Annotated in this window: 17 protein-coding genes and 1 pseudogene; 3 read left to right on the forward strand and 15 right to left on the reverse strand. The window is 60.0% G+C overall.

Translation table 11 applies throughout. The annotated features are described in order from the left end of the window. Positions 1-612: 612 nt before the first annotated feature. The 12 genes and pseudogenes from EYW47_RS42710 to EYW47_RS28975 all read right to left on the reverse strand — a co-directional run bounded on the left by EYW47_RS42710 (position 613) and on the right by EYW47_RS28975 (position 10,601). On the reverse strand, positions 613-813 hold the full coding sequence (locus tag EYW47_RS42710) for an IS3 family transposase (RefSeq protein ID WP_165976704.1): 201 nt from the start codon (positions 811-813) through the stop codon (positions 613-615). A gap of 105 nt (positions 814-918) precedes the next feature. Next, positions 919-1,224, reverse strand: a complete 306-nt coding sequence (locus EYW47_RS28925; protein ID WP_165976705.1) for a hypothetical protein — start codon at positions 1,222-1,224, stop codon at positions 919-921. A 62-nt stretch (positions 1,225-1,286) separates the two neighbouring features. Beyond that, the gene (locus EYW47_RS28930) at positions 1,287-2,027 is read right to left on the reverse strand and encodes an LrgB family protein (protein ID WP_133198262.1); all 741 of its coding nucleotides are present in this window, start codon (positions 2,025-2,027) and stop codon (positions 1,287-1,289) included. Between the two features lie 17 nt (positions 2,028-2,044). Continuing rightward, entirely contained in the window at positions 2,045-2,446 is a 402-nt protein-coding gene (locus EYW47_RS28935) for a CidA/LrgA family protein (RefSeq protein ID WP_133198293.1), read from the reverse strand. Between the two features lie 660 nt (positions 2,447-3,106). Further along, positions 3,107-3,652 carry a hypothetical protein gene (locus tag EYW47_RS28940; RefSeq protein WP_133198263.1) on the reverse strand — a complete coding sequence of 182 codons (546 nt, stop codon included), beginning with the start codon at positions 3,650-3,652 and terminating at the stop codon, positions 3,107-3,109. A gap of 212 nt (positions 3,653-3,864) precedes the next feature. After that, complete coding sequence (locus EYW47_RS28945; protein WP_133198264.1) at positions 3,865-4,218, reverse strand: DUF4148 domain-containing protein; 354 nt, start codon at positions 4,216-4,218, stop codon at positions 3,865-3,867. A 669-nt stretch (positions 4,219-4,887) separates the two neighbouring features. Then, positions 4,888-5,532 (reverse strand): hypothetical protein, encoded by a 645-nt coding sequence (locus EYW47_RS28950; RefSeq protein ID WP_133198265.1) that lies wholly within the window; start codon positions 5,530-5,532, stop codon positions 4,888-4,890. Between the two features lie 186 nt (positions 5,533-5,718). After that, positions 5,719-5,955 carry a helix-turn-helix domain-containing protein gene (locus EYW47_RS28955; protein WP_133198266.1) on the reverse strand — a complete coding sequence of 79 codons (237 nt, stop codon included), beginning with the start codon at positions 5,953-5,955 and terminating at the stop codon, positions 5,719-5,721. Between the two features lie 73 nt (positions 5,956-6,028). Continuing rightward, positions 6,029-7,051: an extracellular catalytic domain type 2 short-chain-length polyhydroxyalkanoate depolymerase gene (locus EYW47_RS28960; protein WP_133198267.1), complete on the reverse strand. Its 1,023-nt coding sequence runs from the start codon at positions 7,049-7,051 to the stop codon at positions 6,029-6,031. Positions 7,052-8,308: 1,257 nt separating this feature from the next. After that, a complete protein-coding gene (locus EYW47_RS28965) occupies positions 8,309-8,719 on the reverse strand; it encodes a hypothetical protein (protein ID WP_133198268.1) in 411 nt (136 codons plus the stop codon). Between the two features lie 230 nt (positions 8,720-8,949). Next, positions 8,950-9,045, reverse strand: a pseudogene (locus EYW47_RS28970) (malonic semialdehyde reductase); the annotation flags it as partial. Positions 9,046-9,557: 512 nt separating this feature from the next. Next, positions 9,558-10,601 (reverse strand): rod shape-determining protein, encoded by a 1,044-nt coding sequence (locus EYW47_RS28975; protein WP_133198269.1) that lies wholly within the window; start codon positions 10,599-10,601, stop codon positions 9,558-9,560. A gap of 422 nt (positions 10,602-11,023) precedes the next feature. Between EYW47_RS28975 and EYW47_RS28980 the strand changes: the two genes are divergently transcribed. Beyond that, entirely contained in the window at positions 11,024-11,821 is a 798-nt protein-coding gene (locus tag EYW47_RS28980) for a substrate-binding domain-containing protein (protein WP_133198270.1), read from the forward strand. Between the two features lie 251 nt (positions 11,822-12,072). On the opposite strand, the gene EYW47_RS28985 is transcribed toward EYW47_RS28980, so the two are convergent. Next, entirely contained in the window at positions 12,073-13,446 is a 1,374-nt protein-coding gene (locus EYW47_RS28985) for an epoxide hydrolase family protein (protein WP_133198271.1), read from the reverse strand. A gap of 240 nt (positions 13,447-13,686) precedes the next feature. On the opposite strand from EYW47_RS28985, the gene EYW47_RS28990 reads away from it, so the two are divergent. Together EYW47_RS28990 and EYW47_RS28995 are read left to right on the forward strand one after the other, a co-directional pair. Next, positions 13,687-14,598 carry a LysR family transcriptional regulator gene (locus EYW47_RS28990; protein ID WP_133198272.1) on the forward strand — a complete coding sequence of 304 codons (912 nt, stop codon included), beginning with the start codon at positions 13,687-13,689 and terminating at the stop codon, positions 14,596-14,598. Positions 14,599-15,061: 463 nt separating this feature from the next. Beyond that, the gene (locus tag EYW47_RS28995; RefSeq protein ID WP_133198273.1) at positions 15,062-16,906 is read left to right on the forward strand and encodes an EAL domain-containing protein; all 1,845 of its coding nucleotides are present in this window, start codon (positions 15,062-15,064) and stop codon (positions 16,904-16,906) included. 582 nt (positions 16,907-17,488) lie between these two features. Here the strand turns inward: EYW47_RS28995 and EYW47_RS29000 are convergent. Further along, a complete protein-coding gene (locus tag EYW47_RS29000; protein WP_133198274.1) occupies positions 17,489-18,982 on the reverse strand; it encodes a sensor histidine kinase in 1,494 nt (497 codons plus the stop codon). Next, the gene (locus tag EYW47_RS29005) at positions 18,979-19,725 is read right to left on the reverse strand and encodes a response regulator transcription factor (protein WP_133198275.1); all 747 of its coding nucleotides are present in this window, start codon (positions 19,723-19,725) and stop codon (positions 18,979-18,981) included. Before EYW47_RS29005 ends, EYW47_RS29000 begins: the two co-directional genes overlap by 4 nt. Positions 19,726-19,858: the final 133 nt, after the last annotated feature.

Genomic DNA, 19,858 nt, shown 5'->3' on the forward strand with positions numbered 1-19,858 from the left:
GAAAGGAGCTTTTCGTGGACATCCTAAACATTGCGACTGAATCAGGATTGCTTGTCACGCTCGACGGCAGGATCGGATGCCAGGAATATCGGAGCGTGCACGGCTCCATTCAGGCTCTACAACGATTCGCAGATGCACTGCTTGCCTCGAGCGTAGTAGACGACGCGCGCCCACGCTCCCGGTTGGATTTTTCGCCCAACGAGCCATAATTTTCAGCTTCGAACCGGCCCGCAACCTGGCTCAGTGCTTTCGTGTCGCAAGCGCTGCAATAGCGTAGAGATGTGGATGTGGGTGATCAAGAATAGCGCTACCCCGGCCGGAGATCCTTCGATTTCGCCCGCGCCGCCATGGCCCTTCCGGGCTCTGGCTGGTCTGGAGTTGAGGGGGGGCCGGCTGTACGCTGCCGCCTTCAATTCGATGGTGGGATATTGCCCATCTGACGATGCAGCGACTGAACACGTCCGGGACCACAGCGAGTTACAGAAACCCTTCGCCAGTCGGGATTTAGCTGGCGTCCGCGACCCACAGCGCGTTCGCCGCCTCGGCACAGTAGTGCCGGCGCACCAGATCGGGAGCACGCCGTACTCCCATGCGTTGCCGCGTGGTTTGTGGTCAGCGCCGCCGGCTCACGCCATGCAAGCCGGCCAGGCGCGTCAGGCCTGCGACCCGCTTGCGTCTTACATGCACACCTTCATGCGCGAGCTGCACATGAATACGTGGTGCCCCATACGTGCCGCGCGAACTCGCATGCAGCGTGCGGATGTGCGCGAGCAGTTGTGCATCGCTACACGATCGTTTTGATGGCGCACGCAAAGACTCAGCAGTGACGAGGTTTGTATGCGCCTGACCAGCCGATTCGGGTCCGCGTGCGGCCGATCGCCGGCAGTGAGAGGCCGGCCAAGCGCAGTCTGTCGGAATTTATGCGCCGAAGTAGTCGAATTCCGGCGTCACGCGCTGAATATCTGTGACCGAGAGCGTGATGCGCTCGCCGGTTGCAGATGCTGCTCGATATTGTTGCACGGCCGTTAGAAGTCGACGTTTGTTCAACTCGAACGCGAGTCGCACCTGCTGTACGGTCTCTTTGCGAGCGCCGAACTCTTCGCAAACGACATCAAATGGCAGCGCGAAGGCGCGGTATCCCCAGCCGAACCCATAGGCGGAAAACCACACCGCTGAGTCGGCGAAAAGAATGGGGTCGGTAATGACCGTACGTGGCTGATCCATCGCATTCACCTGCGTCGACACGACGCCACAGGCGGCGGGCCGCCGGAGTGGCCATATGGCGGCTATGTCGACACCCATGCCATCACGATCGGGAAAACGACCGGCAGCACGAAGGCCGACAGGACGCCGTTCACCGCCATGCCGAGCCCAGCGAACGCCCCTGCCTCCTCGCTGATCTGGAGCGCACGCGCGGTGCCAATGCCGTGAGCGGCAATGCCTAATGCAAATCCACACACATCGTCGCGGCGAACACCGAGCGAGCCAAGCACAAAGCTTCCGAGCACCGCGCCCAAAATGCCGGTGGCAATGACCATGGTTGCTGCCAACGGCGGAACGCCGCCTATCGTGGCTGAAATCAACATGGCGATGGCCGCCGTGACTGACTTGGGTGCGATGGAAGCAACTGTCCTCGCCGGCAGACCCAGCATCATGGCAATCGTCACCGCCGAAACTACGGCAGTGACCGACCCTGCCACGAGGCCAGCGAGAAGCGGCACGAGGGCGCCGCGAAGCTTCGGCATCTGTCGGTGGAGCGGTACGGCAAGCGCAACAATAGCCGGACCCAACAGGAAGTGAACGAATCTCGCTCCGTCGAAATAGGTACTGTATGGCGTACCTGTCAATCTGAGAAGGCCGATGAGAAGCGCAACGGAGATCGCAACGGGATTGGCCAATGGATTTCGCCGGGCCAGCGCGTGCAGCCTGCACGCGACCAGATAGACACCAAGCGTCGCGGTGAGCGCCGGCACTGGCGAACTACTGATGAACGCGGTTGCGATACCGGGCATGTCCTGAATATTCATGACAATTTCCCTTCCCATCAGTCCGGGTGGGCATCAGCGTGATTGCTGGCTTGCATCTCGTCTACAGGCGCCTTCTTTCGTTCGGCTCGCTCCATCAACGCTCTGGTGACGAGAGCCGCGACGGCGATTGCCAGGATGGTGCTGACAGTCAGGGCAACTCCGATCGCCAGTAGTTGAACCTTCAGCTCGTCAGCGAATACCATGACGCCGACTCCGGCGGGAACGAAGAGAAGCGAAAGATGATTCAGCAAGCTGCGCGACACGCTTTCGACATGTTGCAGGAGAGATGGTGCCGCGCACAGTACGCACAGGAAAAGGACCATCCCGAGAACAGGGCCGGGAACGGGCGCCGCGGTTGCGTACGAGATCGTCTCACCCAGACACTGGAACGCAAGCAGCACGCAAAATGTCTTGACCACCGACGCCTCTGAAGACGCCCGCGGAGTCGAACCTACGGTTTTGGAGTGCAGCAAATTCATGTGACTCTCCTTTCCGGGGTGTGTTTGAGCGATCGAAGTGTGCGAATGACATAGCGCGGGACCGGGAGCATGCGGGGCCGGTTGCCGTTGAATTGCACCGGGATAAGCATTTTTTATTCCAATGACCGTCGCACCACGTGCGCCGCGCTCGATCACGGTCTCAACGGAGAACGCCCGTCCGAATTGCATGATCGAGCGGGCGGCGGCAGCTTGCCAAAAGAAATGGCTGATGCACCTGGCAGTGGCCACCACTGTTTGGTCACTGCAAACAGTCGCAGCGTAATGTGTTCGCCATCGCTCGACGGAGTTCTATCGGACACGACGACGAAGGTTGGCATCCCCACCGTCCGAGTTTCGGTGGAGCGCAGCTTCCGAAGGTGCCGTAAGGATTGCGCATTTACGACTCGCACAGACAGGTGACCCGGTGATCGTTGAGGTGCACTTCGTGAGTCGGGTAGTCGCATTTTTCGGTTGATGCGTGCGTTCTCTGCTGCGTCGCACGTTTGAACGTCCCCGAGTGTCGGCCGACCGACTCATGTCGCCCCGTTGCCGCCAATCGGCGCGCCGGCGAGCGAATTGCAGCTGCCGAAGGTCCGCTGGTCAGTCGTGATGCTCGCGGAACACCTTTTTACCTTCGAAGGTGACTTGCACGGCCTGCCCGCAGCTTGATTCACAGGGGGTCTTGTCTTCGGCCGGCGTAGATGACGGGACAGTCTCAGTGGCGATAAGGGCTTTGACGACAGTCCCGTCATCGCCAATGACCATTCTCAAGTCGAGCTCGACGCCGCTTGGGTACTTGATGGCCATCGTACCAGTGCAATCGGGTTTCACCGTATAGGCACCCATCTGATCCGAATTGAAATCGGTCGTTTTCGGAACCCCGTTGATATTACCGAAGTCGGTGCGCGCGAAATGCGCTACGCCGTCGAACGTCACGATGGCGACGTCATCGAGGACAGATGGCGTGGCAAAAAGATGGGGCTTTCCTTGCGGTTCGATCAATCCCAGTACTTCCCCCTGGGCGCTAAACGCGTACGTTCCTTTTAGCGTCTCGGCCGAACACGTACTGGCGGCCCTTGCGCCGCCACTGAGAAGTAAAAGAACAACTGCTGTTGCAGGCAAAACGGTTAGATGCTTGCTTTTCATGTTCATCTCCACGTCATGAACCGGGCGCTTAACTTGATTAGACGAAGAAGTTTCCTCATCCGAATGAACGGGGTGCACCACCATCGGGCGCAATACCGGCTGTGACGCGGCGCTGAACAACCGAAGATTCGGACGCCGCCGTTGAGGACGCCCCCAGACGATCCATGCACGTTACCCGGATCGTCGGGGCGGTGTCGGCGAACCGTCGGCGATCAACTACCGAAGAAAAGGTTGCAGTAACTTACAGGGCCGACGCACGGCGCTGACGAGGGCTGCGAACCATGCTGGACACTGCCGGAATCCGAGGTGCCGTTGGCCGTCGTGCCGCCAACGTCGCTGTCGCCCGCCTGCTGGCCGTCCTGTGCAGCGATCTTCGCTTCAGCAGCCTGGATTTGCTCGGGATACTTTGTATGGTCGCCGTCGTCCAGGCGATAGCCTGCTTGCTCGAGGCGGATCATTTCCGCACGCACCTGCGCACCGGTGACGGGCGCGTTGCTCTGCGCGAAGCTGACGACTGGGCCGGCAAGCGCACAGCTGGCGAGGACAAGATATGCAAGGGTTTTCATAGTGAAGCTCCTTGAACCATGATTAACTTAGTAATCAGGATGCCTAATAGCATGCTGCAGCAGTTCGGCAGACAAACTGAAAGTTGTGGTTACTATGGGGTGTGGAGATGTCCGCGACTTAGCTGGCTTAACTCGGGCGTGTATCGCGGATCATGTCAATCTCCCTGAAAGTGAGGTGGAAAACGGCGCGCATGTACGCACTGCGTTTTCCGCATCGCCCGGTTATGGAGCCGTACTCGCAACAGGCATTCGACAAGTGAGGAACACGAGCCAATGTGTGGTGATTGAAGCCATCCTTGTGTCGAATTATGTTGCATTATTACGCCGTGTTACCGCGTCAGATGTCGTCATGCAGATAATTTGATGTTCGGCATTAAATGCTCCTTTGCGGGCGAATAAATGTTCGGTGTCGCTCTACGACTATTCGTTAGCGTGACTTCTCGATCAGCCGCTTTGACGGTCTTCCACCCAATGCCGGCACAGCAGGCACAAATATCAGGGAGGGACCGCCTGCGCGGATCACGAACTTTTGTTCGTCAAGAACAGAACACTCGTCCATCGACTTGCTGGTGCACCGCTAGCACAATGGGGGTGTAGCCGCAGTTGATGCCCGGAGGCGTAGACCGTAATGAATTTGTCACTACCTCTCCCTGGCAACCACGGGGAGCGTTAAAAACCTTGGAGTAGTGTTTCGGCGGCCCGTCTGAACTCGTCGAGGACGACGGCGACCTCGATCGGTATCGCTTTCGGGCGTCGCCTGATCATTTCAATTCTCTCGTGCAAGTCGCCATTTATCACAGCGCGCCGGACCTGCGCGAGAAGATGAACTCCACGCGGTGACCATCGCATATGTTGTCGCTTGCACATGCGCTGGTTCAGGATCTGGTTGACCGCAGATTCGGTCATCGCAGTCGAGATCGGTTCACCATCTCGATGTCGTTTCCCGTAGCTAACCGTTGATCCACCGTTGGCTTTCACATACGCAACAAGCTCGCGATCCCTGTAGCCCAGTTGTGTAAGACTATCGGCAAACTTTGGTGTCTGCGGGACAACGAGACGACAGATCGTCAAGACTTCTCGCGTTCGGCTCGCCGCCTTCACAGCGCTACCGTGCCAGAAACACCAACCGAGCTTGTCGATCCGGGCAGCCAACATGCGCTTTGCTTCGTTCTCAGGTTCAGACATCGCGCGGATGCCTTTGACAATCTGTTCAAGAGCTGAACTAACCAGCCCATCAACGTGCTTTGGATCTAAATTGAACAAGGGAAAGCGACTCAGCAAGGCCGTTTGCTGAGTTGGGTGAGCGTATCGCATGATCCGGACGCAGTCTGGATGTCGAATGAAATGGTGTCCATGTTCCATTCTCCGGATCTGCCAACATGTCCGAAACCACAGGTAACGCCACCAGTGTCGCACCGCAACTCGAAGGCAAAGAAATTTTGATGGCGAGAAGCGGCCCGTTTCGCGCTTCACGCGTTGCTCTCTACTGAAAACGGACCTTCAGGGCAAGCAATCACGGATGGCGAACAGCAGATCGAGGTGCCTTTCAACGAGCAAGGGCATGGTTGATTCGCCGCTCATCCATCGAACGATGGTGCGGCGGTCGTAGCCCGAATACTCAGCGAATGTCGCCTGGCTCCAGCCGTCGCGCGCCAATGAGGCAACAACAATCGATCCGCTCTCCGATATGACCGAAGCCCGTTGCAGCGACGCGGACGGGCTCGCGCGCACAGTCAATCTCTCTGCCTCCGGGTTCGTCTGGCATCGGACTCGCCGTGCGCGTGGCATCCGTCGTGCACGTGTGAATGCATTATGGCTTATCAAGCAGCCGGCCGACCATGGCGTGAACCGCGGTAAGCTGCGAACCCGACTTCAACGCATAGTCCTGACCGGTATAACCGAACCAGTCCCAGCACCCATCCGGATTGAACGGAATCGTGGACGCATTCACCTGCGGGTACAGCACGATGATGTTGTTCGTATCGGCCCAGTAGTTATATCCTGTGTTCGCGTAGAAATCGTCACCGACCACCGCCGCCGATTGCTTACATCCGTGGAAAGCGACGTGCACCTTGCACGCCGCGCCTTGATCGCAGGATTTCGGCACATAGACAAACCCCGTATCAGCCATGCCGGTGGCGGACGTTGCAAATTCGCGCTGATCGAACGGCAGGATTCTCCCGCTCAGGCTGTGCGCCGGCGGGTTCAGCGTCCCGTAGATCTGCTTCAGCAACGCACCGGCCTGGTCGTATTTTTTCTTGCCGATCGCGCAGTGATTGATGTAAGGGGGCGCATTATCAGAGCACACGTTGCCGAACGACGGCGCAATGAATGCGTGACCGGCCGGGACGCTGTTCACATAAAGCAGGTTCGATTGAGGGACGCCCGCCTCCTCGAAGAACGAGACTGTCGCATCGACTGCCTGCTGGTGAACGACGGTATCCTTTGTACCACTGAACACATAGATCCGTGCCTTTTTCAGGTTCGACAGCGGATCGATCTGATTCAACGACGCAAAGCCTGCGGCCGCGGTTACCATCAGCGCCGGGTTCGGCGGCACGAACGGAACCTGGCCCATGCAGATGGTGGCGTTGAGAATGTTCCCGGCCGCACAGTAATACGGGCCGCCCGCCACCACACCGGCCCCGACTACTGAGCCCGAATACGCGACCTGGTACTGGACCGCCATGAAGGCACCCGACGATAGGCCGGACACCGATGTCTGTGACGGATCGCCATGGTATGGCGGCAGCGCGTTAGCGGCTAGCGCGGCACGTGTGAACGCGAAGGTGACTGCAAGGGCGCAAATGGCAGCGCTGCGAAGCGATTTCATCGTGACATCTCCTGTGGCATTGCGAGTGGCAACGGACATCGAACGAACAACGCTAGTGAAAGAAATGCGTTACGCATAGCAATTGCGCAATGTATTCGAACCGGTACATAGTGGCCGCGGTCGTGCACTCCAATGCGAAAGGCGGCGAGTAGGATCGGACATGCAGAATGCATCTAACGATGCGCAGGCGATACGCGAAATTTTTATGAACGAACTCGGCAGGCCAGTGCCACCAATGCTTCATGCCACGCCCTCACTGCGAGGATCTGGCTAAACTGAGTGACTACGCGATCTGCCGAAATTCGGATAGTGAAGTATTTCGACAAGCAAAGAGGCCGTCAAATTTTTTTATTTCTGCGTGAGACATATACAACGCTGTCTTATTGCTGTCATTCGAAGCATCTAGATGCATGTTAAGCAATTTGCATAAACCGCCCAGCATTAGCGAATATGATCATCGTGCATACAATAAAATTAAGGAATACCAAGGTTTTTTGCAAGCGTTCATATTCGATTGCCGACCGCCTGAAGCGATTAATCTAAGGGCCGGTGATGACTGCCGCTATGCTGATGGCTGTTAGACCTTGGAGGAGCGTCCATTGGAACAATACCGGTCCGACGGACCGAGTTGGGTGGCCTTCTGACAGTCGCGCCGGTTGATAGGCGAGACTGCCAATGTCGTCCTGTTAGCGGAAGGCAATGTAGTCCCACTGTTTTTACATTACAGGGGAACCGTCACGCAGCGAAGCCGTTCTCGCCTGTAACGCGATGGCTGCCGTTGGTTAAAGCAAATTTGTATCCGTTTTTAAAGTAATTATGTTACCAGCGCCTTGGGAGCAAAAAACAACGTCTGCGCCTTGACATTCACCCGCGGGCTCAGCCTGGTGCTTCCCGTCGCCAACCGCGGCCAGTCTGCGACGTGCCATCTTCGCCGGGACGGCCAACGGGGCAGCCTTCCCGATTCAAAGGTTGTCCGGGATGCCCGGCAAGGACACAAAATTGCTTTAACTGTCGGCGGAAGGAACACTTTTCCTTTCAACTTTTTAAATCAAATTTGTTCCTCGCCCCTCCGATTTCCGCTAATTTCCGGGCACCTGGTGTGAACAAATTTCCTTTAACCAACGGCCATCGCTTTTGGTGAAGGAGCGCGGCGCACTCCCGCACGCTGGCATTATGGTCGGGTCGTTGCAACAGGCGTTGACCGCGCTCGGATTTAGCATCAGGAACTTTGTCCGCACGCGGTCGGCGAAGGGTGCGTCACCGGCTCGCAGTCTCGGCAGGTGCCGAAATGGCTGATCGTTGTGCTCGTGCCAGGATTTCCCCGACAACGGAGGAAACGCGATGGCAGTGCACGCTATAACGGCAGTTCGGATGGACGGGAATTCGCAAAGGGTCACACACGTGCTTTGGGGGCAGCTGTCCGTGAGCGGAGAACAATTTGAGGTCGCGCCGTGTGCATCGCCTGTAATCGAGGTGGTAGATGCACTGGCCAAGGGCGACACCGTCGTAACAGTCTTTCCGCTGGATGGCCAACGCGTCGCTGGTCCAGAGGTCCGGCGCGTTGTCGATGAGGCCGGCCGCGAAGGCATCGAAATGGTGGTCGCTGATTCCGATGCGGGCCGAACGCTCGCGGACCTGCCACGGCTTGATCTCGAATAGAGCGCTCATGGGGTCGGCTCAATCGGGCGGAGTTTAACCACCCGTACGCACGAACTGACACCGAGGACTTGCCCCAGGCTCATGCGCGTCGGCATCGTCTGAACACGCGGGTGGGCTTGTCGTGCACTCCCCCTAAGGCAGTGATCGGCCAGTTGCGGTCATAGGCCGGCACTCGCGCTCGGACAATCGAACGTCGGCTCCGCTCCAGTCAACGGACGGCGAAGCCGGGCTTCTGCTGGTCAGAGCAATTTGCAGGCTTCGTCAAAATCCAGGCGTGGGCTGCGCGGGAACAGCCCCGCCGGATCACCATAGCCCAGATTGCACAGGAAATTCGCCATGCAATCCTGGAGCGTGGTATGCCGTCCGGGCGTTTCGCAAACGTCACGCGGCGGGTCAGTGATGATCTGAGCGCAGCCCCGTTTGAGTGTTATAGAAATACCGCGCGTCGTTCATGGAAAAAATTGCGCAGTCGTGTCCCGGTGATGCTTCGGGGAGCGCCCTGCTGGACTAAAAGAAAGTCGGCATTTCCGAGCAGAGCAATTACCGCAGGCGCAATGCATCCGGCGCCCACCAGAAAGGGCTGCGACGTGGGCGTCATCGATAGGGTTAGTGAAGGCGTGAATCCCGATCGAATACGGGATTGGCACTGCCGTAGTGCGGTCGGCGAGCGGCCCGATGGCTTCGTCTACCCCTCACATCGCGTAAAGGGCTATGCGGCTCGCACCCTGGCAGATTGGGCTGCGGCGGATTTATTCGCCGGCGCCGAGATCACGATCGGGCGATTCGCATTGCAGAGGTCGGCCTGCCACATATGGGCCGGGTCCCGCCACGAGCCGTGCCTCCATGCTCATTCGTAGGTAAAGACGCTGCCGAATTGGTCCATGCGTTCGAGCGCCATGCCCGAGCCGCTCACGACACAGGTCAGCGGGTCTTCGGCAACGAACACCGGCAGACCGGTCTCCTCGGCGAGCAGCCGATCGAGATCGCGTAGCAGTGCTCCGCCGCCCGCGAGCATGATGCCGCGCTCGGCGATATCGGCGCCGAGCTCTGGCGGCGTTTGCTCAAGTGCAATCTTGACCGCCGACACGATCTGGTTCAGCGGATCGGTGAGGGCTTCGAGCATCTCATTGCTGGAAACCGTGAAGCTACGCGGGATGCCTTCCGACATGTTGCGGCCCCTTACTTCCATTTCCTTGACTTCCGAGCCCGGAAACGCGGAGCCGATTTCCTTTTTGATCGCTTCGGCGGTTTGTTCGCCGATCAGCATCCCATAGTTGCGGCGAATATAGTTGACAATGGCTTCGTCAAACTTGTCGCCGCCGACCCGCACGGAACCTTTGTACACAATACCGCCGAGCGAAATGACGCCCACCTCAGTGGTGCCACCGCCGATATCGACAACCATCGAGCCGGTCGCTTCAGACACCGGCAGGCCAGCGCCCGTCGCGGCGGCCATCGGCTCTTCGATCAGGTAGACCTGCGAGGCGCCCGCACTGTGCGCAGCTTCCTTGATCGCACGTCGCTCGACCTGGGTGGAACCGCACGGCACACAGATAATGATGCGCGGCGACGGCGCAAATATGCGAGGTGCGTGCACCATCCGGATAAACTGTTTGATCATCTGCTGGGTGACGCTGAAGTCGGCGATCACGCCGTCCTTCATCGGGCGGATGGCTTCAATGTTGCCCGGCACCTTGCCAAGCATCTCCTTGGCTGCCTTGCCAACTGCCACAATGGTTTTTTTGCCGTTCGGGCCGCCTTCCTGGCGAATCGACACAACCGAAGGTTCGTCAAGGACAATGCCCTTGCCGCGCATGTAGATCAGCGTGTTCGAGGTGCCCAGATCAATGGCCAGGTCGTTGGAAAAATAGCTGCGCAGAAAGCCGAACATTCGAAATCCTGTCTCACTTGATGGCAGGCTCATGGCCGACCACATGCGACCATGCTGCAGTCGGGAGAAGAAAGGATAACAGGTGCGCAAGCCCGGAGACGCCGCATCGCATGCGCCGGGCTAGCCAAGAGGAGGCACAGCGCCTGGACGTGACGGCAGATGCGTGAGTCGCTTCTGTCCGACGCGTGTCGTGTCATCGCCGTTGACGAAGCCTTGAGCATAGCCTCGTACCTTTTTCCATATTCAACAAAAGCGTACTTCGGTGCACGGCAGCTACCGCGCAAACGGGGGCACGCAAGGCGGACCGGTTTGGCTGCAACGTCGGCGTGCACGCAGGGCTGCGCGGCCGGTTAAAGTCATGACTGGCATCCGGCCTGGCTGCGTGTCAGGGCTGGGTCAGTCGATTGAGATGAGGCGCAGCCGTGACTATCCACAAGCTGATGGTTCGCACACTCGCGTTCTGCTTGACGCTCGCGTTACTGGGTAACAGCGCGGCATTGGCAGGCGAAATCAAGGTAATGATGTCGGGCTGGTTTACGCCAGCGTATCGCGATCTGGGCCCGCAATTCGAGGAAGCAACCGGCGATACACTGGTCACCGTCTGGGGGCCAACAGAGGGCACGGCCTTGAATGCCATCCCCGTGCGGCTTGCGCGTGGCGAGTGGGCCGACGTCCTGATCGTGGTCAGCTATGCGCTCGACGACCAGATTAACGCCGGCACGGTGGTGTCTGGCAGCAAGGTGGACTTCGCACGCTCGCCAATCGGCGTGGCGGTTCGCGAGGGTGCGCCGAAACCGGACATCAGCTCTGCCGACGCATTGCGCCGCACGCTGCTCGCAGCGAAGTCAATCGTCTATCCGGACAGCGCGAGTGGAGTCTATATCGGCGACGAACTGTTTTCGCGTCTGGGCATTGAGGGGCGTGTGAAAAGCAAGAGCCGCATGGTTCCGGACGAGCGAGTCGCAACGATCGTCGCGAACGGCGAAGCGGAACTCGGGTTACAGCAGGTCGTGGAACTGTTGCCGGTAAAGGGGGTGACAGTGGTCGGCAGTTTGCCCGCGGAAGTACAAAGATACACGGTGTTCTCCGGGGGTATCGCCACCACTGCGAAAAATCCAGCCGGCGCTGAGGCGCTGATCCGTTTTCTGTCGTCGCCGGAGGCGGCGCCGGCGATTGTGAGGACCGGGCTCGAACCGCTCACGGCGGTGCCAGCGAACTGAGCAAAGCAGCAGTGCTGCCGACACGCCACCTCTGGAGGTGGCTGCCGTCATAGGATGGTCATGCGCAGCGGCTGCCAACGAGCAAAGGGCTAACCACTAACGGCGATCACTTTGCGTCGGCTTGGGAACCGACTCTCGAGCTCTTTCCTGGACGGCGGAAGCAGGTTGGCTACGGCCAAACACATCGGGCGGCAGTCGGCCATGAAAGGGGCATTCTCCCGTTCCGTCGCGCGGACATTCCTGCGGCGGCTTTACCCAATTAACGGCCAAATGATTTCCGGGTCGACGCTGCATTCATGGGATGGTGGTGTAGAAGAGGCTGCGTTGGATGTCCGGCTAAAGCACGCGCGCAATTCGGCAACGAAGAGGTCCGGCTGCTCGAAGGCGGCGAAATGCCCACCTTTCGCGACTTCATTCCAATAGAAGAGCTTTGAGTAGGTACGCTCGCCCCAAATTCTGGGTGGTTGAAGAATTTCCCCATGAAAGTTGGACACGCCGACGGGTATATCAAGTTGCTGCCGCGAAAAGTCCGTCGCGTAGCTTTCAAAGTAAAGGCGCGCGGAAGAGGCGCCCGTATTGGTAAGCCAATATAGAGAGATGTTATCGAGCATCTCGTCGCGTGATAGCTCTCGCTCTGGCTCATTGTTTGTGTCGCTCCATTGAGCAAGCTTCTCATATATCCACGCAGCCTGGCCGGCCGGCGAATCCGAAAGACTATAGCCAATCGTCTGCGGCCTCGTGGACTGCAGCTTTGAATATCCCATACCGTTATTGGCGAACTCGGTGAGCCTGGCAATGGCGGTCTTCTCTTCGGCTGTCGGTTCTCCTTCCACGGGTGGAGGGAACAGAATGGGAAGGTTCAGGTGAATCGCCTTCAGTCCCTCCACATGCTGTTTTGCCATCCATGTGGTGACGCCTGCGCCCCAGTCCCCACCTTGCGCAACATAGCTTGTATAGCCCAAGCGTTTCATGAGTACGGCCCAGGCTCTCGCGATATGAGGCAAGCCCCACCCGCGCTCAGTCGGCTTGTCAGAAAAGCCATATCCCGGCAGCGATGGTATGACGACATGGAAAGCGTCGTCAGGTGTGCCGCCGTATGCTGTGGGATCTGTTAGTGGTCCAATAACTTTGAGGAACTCGATAACGGAGCCCGGCCACCCATGGGTCAGGATAATCGGCTGCGCGTTCTCGTGCTTCGACCGCACATGCAGGAAATAAATGCCAAGACCATCGATCTGAGTCCGGAATTGAGGAAAGCGATTCAGCCGCCGTTCGAGACGATGCATATCGTAGCTGGACCGCCAATACTCCACGAGTGCCTTCATCTTCTCCAGCGGCACGCCTTCGGACCAGTCGTCAACGGTCTCCTTCTCCGGAAAGCGCGTTGCCGCGAGTCGTACCTTGAGGTCCTGGAGCGCGGCGGCTGGAATGGTGACTCGAAACGGTGCGACGGCTTCAGAGGTGGATGGAAGCACAATATCCGTGGCTTTCGCCTCTGCTTCCCGTGCCACGGCGAGGCCCGTTCCAAGGCTCAGCGTGCCAAGCCACGCGGCAGCGCGAAGCACAGTGCGGCGCGTTGAATCCATGCCAGGTGATGTCGAAGCGTCGGACGAAGATGATGCCATGACAAACCTCTGTACGTTTGATGCGGCGAAATTCCCGGCTTTTTAGGGCCAGAAAAAACCACGAGAATTCGATATTCCAGTCTGGACCAATCAATTCAGAACTGATCTATGACGCTGAAACGGCACCATCGTGCTTCGATGTCGCGCCATTGCTGACGTGAGAACTACTGTACAAGCTGGCAGAATGTTGAATAAAGTGGCTAAACTCGATAACTTTATCCATGTGGGTGGATAATTGACATGGACCAGTTGCTTGCCATTCGCGTGTTCGCCCGAGTTGTCGAAGCGGGCGCATTCACCCGTGCCGCCGACTCGCTCGACATGCCCCTCGCCACAGTGAGCAAACTCGTGCGTTCGCTGGAGCAGCATCTTGGCGTCAAGCTACTCCAGCGAACGACGCGACGCGTCACCATCACATCCGAAGGAGCCGCGTACTACGAACGCAGTTCGCGCGTGCTGAAGGAGATCGAAGACATCGACTCGAGTTTTGCCAGCGCACATCAGCGTCCGCGCGGGCGGTTGCGCATCGATATCGGCTCGGCGACCGCAAGCTGCGTGTTGATCCCTGCCCTGCCAGACTTCATTGCGCTGTATCCCGATATACGTGTCGATCTGGGGGTGAGCGACCGGCGGGTCGATCTCATTGGCGAGAATGTGGATTGTGTGGTCCGCGGCGGCAGCGCGGAGGAACTCTCGCTAATCGCGCGTCCGCTCGGCCGTGCCTCGTGGGTGACGTGCGCGACGCCTGAGTATCTGAAGCAGCACGGCAGACCGACGCATCCCGACCAGTTGAAAAGCGCCCACCGCATCGTGAGCTATGTGTCGCCACGGACCGGACGCGTCATGCCGATGCGTTTTCAGAAAGGCAGCGAGCGAATCGAAATTGGCGGCGTACAAGGCATGGGCATCAACGAGAGCAACGCACATGTCGCAGCTGCGCTGGCAGGCCTCGGTGTGATTCAGACCTTCTCGTTTGCCGCGAAAGACGCGATCGCGCGTGGCGAGCTTGTGGCTGTTTTGTCGGCGTGGCAGCCGGATCCCTACCCCTTCTTCCTCGTGTATCCGCCGGACAGACACATGAGCCACCGGTTGCGCGTCTTCATCGAATGGGCGACACACCGGTTTGCACACAAGTTCGATCGGGCAACATAGCCGGCGTCGCGAACCCGGCCCCGCTTTCCACCGAACCCGGCGATTTTCCCGATGGCGACGAGCGCGCCGTGCTGCGCTCGCGAAAGCGACGGCGATCAAAGGGTGGAGAAAGATCTTCGTAACAGCATGTATGTTTTCCCCAAGGCCTTCTTTTGCTTGAGTCAAGCCAATCCAGGGGTTCCCGCTCTGGTCGAGCGGCCTCGCGCAGCACAGCGGCAATGAAAAGGACCTCAGCGTTCGCCAGATCTTTAGCCAGCGTGGGGCCGTTTGACGTGGTGCGAGTCAGTCTCCGGTGTTTGCGCTCGCAACCGTCAGCCGCTTCCATCCCTCCGTTTTTCCTCCGCGCTGTCATCAAATATTCATTGAATTCGCAGAGGCTGCTGCCGTTAAATCCGTCGTCCAAGCCTGCCTCGCTCTTCCCATGTCTCCTCGCGCGTCTACGCCGCCCGCCCCGTTGGCCTCGATGGTCACGACGGACCCCACGGTTGCCGTCAGCATCGAAGCCCTGATCGCCCAACGCCAGTTGCGCGCCGTGTTCCAGCCGATCGTCGATTTCGGCGACGGCGCCATCCTCGGCTACGAGGGCCTCATTCGCGGGCCGGCCGGCTCGCCGCTCGAAACGCCCGCCGCGCTTTTCGCGTGCGCGAACGCGGCGGGGTGTACGACGGCCCTCGAGCGCGCCGCCGCTGCCACGTGCATCGAGGCTTTCGTGCAGCTCGGCTGCGCGGGCAAGCTATTTCTGAACTTCAGCGCCGACGCGCTGTGCCAGATCGCCGCCGCGGGCCAGAACCCGCTCGCCCTGTTCGACGGCATCGACGCCCGCCGCGTCGTCATCGAGCTCACCGAGCAGAGCGCCATCGACGACCTGCGCAACTTCACGCCCGTGGTCGCCGCGCTGCGCGCGACAGGCGCGCAGTTCGCACTCGACGACTACGGCACAGCCAACGCGAGCATGAACCTGTGGGTGCAGTTACAGCCCGACGTCGTGAAGATCGACCGCTTCTTCATCCAGGACATCGCCCACGACGCGCTCAAGTTCGAGGCCATGCGCGCCATGCAGCACTTCGCGCAGGCGAGCGGCGCGCGGCTCGTGGCCGAGGGCATCGAAAACGAGGCGGATCTGATCGTGCTGCGCGACATGGGTATCGCGAGCGGCCAGGGCTTCTTCTTTGGCCGCCCCGATGAACGGGCGCCGCGCACGCTCGGCGAGCGAGCGCGCGAGGCGCTGCTCGCGCACCACATCGCCGTTTTCCCCGAGGCGACGCGCAGCACCGGCGCGGGCGCCGCAAACAGCGCACCCGCCCGGAAGATGTTGGTGCACGCGCCCGCGCTGCCGCGCCGCGCGACCAACAACGAGGTGCTCGACCTCTTCAACCGCCTGCCCGACCTGCACGCGGTGGCCGTGGTCGAAGGCGAGACGCCCGTCGCACTCGTCAACCGGCGCGCGTTCATGGACCGCTACGCGCTGCCCTATCACCGCGAGCTCTTCGGCAAGAAGCCTTGCCTGCAATTTGCCAACGCGTCGCCGGTCCTGATCGAGCAGTCGATGACCGTCGAGCAGATGGCGGCGCTGCTTGCGAGCGACGACCAGCGCTATCTCGCCGATGGTTTCGTCATCACCGACAACGGTCGCTACGCGGGACTCGGTACAGGTGAAAGCCTCGTACGCGCCGTGACGGAGGTACGCATCCAGGCGGCGCGCTACGCCAATCCACTCACATTCCTGCCCGGCAACATTCCGATCAGCGCGCACATCGAGCGGCTGCTCTCGAACGACGCGGGCTTTCACGCGTGCTACGTCGACTTGAACCAGTTCAAGCCGTTTAACGATCAGTACGGCTACTGGCAAGGCGACGAGGTGCTCAAGTTCGCGGCACAGGTGCTCGCGGACGCGTGCGACCCCACACGCGACTTCCTCGGCCACGTGGGCGGCGACGACTTCCTGATCCTGTTCCAGAGCGAGACATGGCATGATCGCGCGCGCCAGGCCATCGCGAGCTTCAACGCGGGCGCGCTGCGCTTTTACGCGAGCGCGGACCGGCTCGCGGGCGGCATCCACGGCGAGGACCGACGCGGCAACGCCACCTTCTTCAGCTTCGTGACGATGGCGATCGGCTGCGTGCATATCGCGCCGGGACGAGGCGCGCAGCACGGCAGCGAGGCGATCGCGTCGCTGGCCGCGCTGGCCAAGCGGCGCGCGAAGCAGGAGGCGTCGGGGCTCGTGGTGATCGACGGCGGCGACAGCGCAGCGCTCCTGCCCGCGCTCGCGCACGGCGAAACGCACGGCGCCGGGGCTGCCCAGAAATAAAGCTGCGAAGCCGATACCTGGCCTACCAGAAAACGCAAGAATGCTGGTTGCTTCAGCGTAGACCAATAGCTGCCATCCACACGACGTTCAATGAAGCTCTTTGGACAGCCCGATTGCATTGGAAAGCGGGCATCCGAGAGCACCCCGTTGATATATTGGAAGTGAAAGGAGCGACCGATATATCGATCGGATCCAAGGTGTCTGGTTGTTTATCCGGAAAATTGGAGATTTTGGTTTGATAATATGTATGGCGGATACGATAGTTTTCCCGATTTTATATTCGCTAAATTTGGATTCTACTATTTCATAGCTGTCGAGCTAGCAATCCTCACTGCCCCCTAACTTGGATACGCGACGCTCTGCGGGGTGCCCTTGATGAATGTGTACGTCACACTTTCAATAGTTTTTCGAAGTCGCGCGCATCCTTTTCGAGAGCCTTGATCGCCTTTCGCTCCATCGCCTTTTACCGTCGCAGAACTTCAAGGCCCAGCGTCATGAGTTTGGTGCCCCCGCCGTCCGGACCGCCCTTGGTTCGTGATCACGCGCCTTGCGCCGCACCGCGGCGCGCGGGCGAACAGACGGTCAGAGCGGGGTGCTGGAGGCAATCGACTTCCCAGTCGTCGGCAAATCGAAGCAGAACGTCGTGCCAGGGCCTGCACCCTCGAGCAGGCGTATCTGGCTGTGATGCAATTGCAGCATGCGCTGCACGATCAGCAGTCCGAGTCCGCCGCCGCGATGCGTGCCGCCCGAGCTGAACGGGCGCTCGAACAGGCCTTCGCGCTGCTCCGCTGGAATGCCCGGACCGGTGTCGCTTACCGCGACCGATACCTTGCCGTCCTTGTGCGCGAGATCGACGTTGATCTCGCCGTCGGCGGGGGTGTGTCGAATCGCATTGTCGAGCAGGTTCGTCAGCACGCGCTCGATCATTCCCAGATCGGCGCAGACGGTCGGCAAGCGCGGGGGAATGCCCGCCCGCAGCCGGATGTGCCGTGCCTCGGCCGGTAGTTCGAATTTTTGGAAAACGTCTTGCACCAGATCGACCAGCGAGAATTGCTCGAGCGCTGGTTGCACGTTGCCGTGTTCGAGCCGGGCCAGTTCGAATAGCGCCTGCGCGAGCCGCCCGACCTTGAGGCTTTGCGCCAGTGCGATCGCCAGATAGCGTTTGCGTTCTGTTTCGCTGAGCGTGTCGGCCTTGAGCGAGAGTGTTTCGAGGTAGCCGTGCAAAGAAGTGAGCGGTGTGCGCAGATCGTGCGAAATATTGGCGATCAACTCGCGCCGTTGCTGGTCCTGTCTCGACAGCGCACGCCACTGTTCGCCGATGCGCTTCGCCATCTGCGCGAACGTGGCTTCGAGCACGGCAATTTCGTCACGCTGTCCGGGCGGCGCCGAGCGCGGCACGCACGGCTGGGTGTCCGGCTCGCCGTCGGCGTCGAAGCGGCGCATGGCTTCGGTGAGGCGGCGTAGCGGCCGCGTGATCAGACCAAATGCCATCAAGCCCGCAAGCAGGCCGAGCAGCGCGACCAGCGCCATCGACCACAGCGTGGTGCGCAGAACGGAGCTGGCGGCCACGCGTGCGGCGAGCGCGTCGTGCGCCTCGCCGAGCAGGACGACATAGATATAGCCTGATGGTTGCTCGCCATTCAGCTGCAGCGGTGCGGCACTGAACACCTTTTTCCCGTCGAGGCTGCGCGGGTCGTCGCCGAGGATCGGCAACGCATCGCCCGCGATGAATTGCCGGACCGGCGTGAGATCCACCTGCCCGCGCTTGACGTGGCCCGCGGGGGCGTCGTCGCCCTTGATACGCCCTTGATTGTCGAGCAGGTACACCTCGACGCTCGGATTCACCATCATCAGCTGGCCGAACAGTTGGCGCACCGCGTCGGGCCGCAGGCCGTTCGCGTCCATCAGGGTGGTGTGGTGCGCGATATGGTCTGCGAGGCTGCGCGACAGGCTTTGCACGACTTCCTTTTCGTGTAGGTCGCTCGAACGGATCTGCAGCCACGCCGACGCACCGCAGCACGCCAGCAACAGCGCGGAGAAAACGAGCGAGAGCCGCTGGGTCAGCGTCAGCTTCACGGCGCCTCCTGAGGTTTGCCGGCGTGCGCCGGTGAGTCGCCCGGCACGGCCAGCTTGTAGCCGCGCCCCCAGACCGTCAGGATGCGCTCGGGCTCGGCCGGATCGGTCTCGATCTTCGCGCGCAGCCGGTTGATATGGGTATTCACGGTGTGTTCATAGCCCTCGTGCTGATAGCCCCACACGGCGTTGAGCAGGTCCATTCGCGAGAACACTTTGCCGGGATGCTGCGCAAAGTAATAGAGCAGGTCGAATTCGCGCGGCGTCAGTTCGATGGGTTTGCCGTCGACGGCTGCCTCGCGGGTCAGCGGATCGATCGTCAATCCGGCGAGGTGCAGACTACCCGCGTCGATTCGCGAGTCTTTCGCCATGGCTTCGACGCGCCGCAGCAACGCCTTGACGCGTGCGACCAGTTCGAGGACTGAGAACGGCTTGGCAAGGTAGTCGTCAGCGCCGAGTTCGAGGCCGAGAATCCGGTGCACTTCGCTCGAACGCGCGCTGGTGATGATGATCGGCGTATAGCGCGTCATCGCACGGGCGCGCCGGCAGATTTCCAGACCATCGACGCCGGGCAGCATCAGATCGAGGATCAGCGCGTCCCAGCCACCTTGCTCAAGCAGGCGCAGCCCTTCGTCGCCGTCGGCGCTGTGCACGACTTCGTAGCGCTCATCGCGCAGATGAAGACTCAGCACGTTGGCGATGTCGATGTCGTCTTCGACGATCAGGATGCGTTTGGGATGGTCCATGGACGGCTTTAGACGCGCGTGAGGGCGTGGTTCAGAGCGTGGGAAAGAATGGGCGCCAGCAAAGGCTGGCCTGTTGCGCCATTGTGCAAAATTTCCGGACGGCGAGTTATCACATTTAATTTAACTTTTCGTG

It is taken from the genome of Paraburkholderia silviterrae (assembly GCF_004353915.1).
Taxonomy (GTDB): domain Bacteria; phylum Pseudomonadota; class Gammaproteobacteria; order Burkholderiales; family Burkholderiaceae; genus Paraburkholderia; species Paraburkholderia silviterrae.

What these genes read in the sequence shown, in the direction of transcription:
- EYW47_RS29005 (WP_133198275.1), bottom strand. Translation starts at nt 19,725, where the DNA reads ATGGACCATCCCAAACGCATCCTGATCGTCGAAGACGACATCGACATC.
- EYW47_RS28940 (WP_133198263.1), bottom strand. Translation starts at nt 3,652, where the DNA reads ATGAAAAGCAAGCATCTAACCGTTTTGCCTGCAACAGCAGTTGTTCTT.
- EYW47_RS28925 (WP_165976705.1), bottom strand. Translation starts at nt 1,224, where the DNA reads ATGGATCAGCCACGTACGGTCATTACCGACCCCATTCTTTTCGCCGAC.
- EYW47_RS28995 (WP_133198273.1), top strand. Translation starts at nt 15,062, where the DNA reads ATGGTCACGACGGACCCCACGGTTGCCGTCAGCATCGAAGCCCTGATC.
- EYW47_RS28945 (WP_133198264.1), bottom strand. Translation starts at nt 4,218, where the DNA reads ATGAAAACCCTTGCATATCTTGTCCTCGCCAGCTGTGCGCTTGCCGGC.
- EYW47_RS28985 (WP_133198271.1), bottom strand. Translation starts at nt 13,446, where the DNA reads ATGGCATCATCTTCGTCCGACGCTTCGACATCACCTGGCATGGATTCA.
- EYW47_RS28990 (WP_133198272.1), top strand. Translation starts at nt 13,687, where the DNA reads ATGGACCAGTTGCTTGCCATTCGCGTGTTCGCCCGAGTTGTCGAAGCG.
- EYW47_RS28960 (WP_133198267.1), bottom strand. Translation starts at nt 7,051, where the DNA reads ATGAAATCGCTTCGCAGCGCTGCCATTTGCGCCCTTGCAGTCACCTTC.
- EYW47_RS28975 (WP_133198269.1), bottom strand. Translation starts at nt 10,601, where the DNA reads ATGTTCGGCTTTCTGCGCAGCTATTTTTCCAACGACCTGGCCATTGAT.
- EYW47_RS28930 (WP_133198262.1), bottom strand. Translation starts at nt 2,027, where the DNA reads ATGAATATTCAGGACATGCCCGGTATCGCAACCGCGTTCATCAGTAGT.
- EYW47_RS28965 (WP_133198268.1), bottom strand. Translation starts at nt 8,719, where the DNA reads ATGAGCGCTCTATTCGAGATCAAGCCGTGGCAGGTCCGCGAGCGTTCG.
- EYW47_RS28950 (WP_133198265.1), bottom strand. Translation starts at nt 5,532, where the DNA reads ATGCGATACGCTCACCCAACTCAGCAAACGGCCTTGCTGAGTCGCTTT.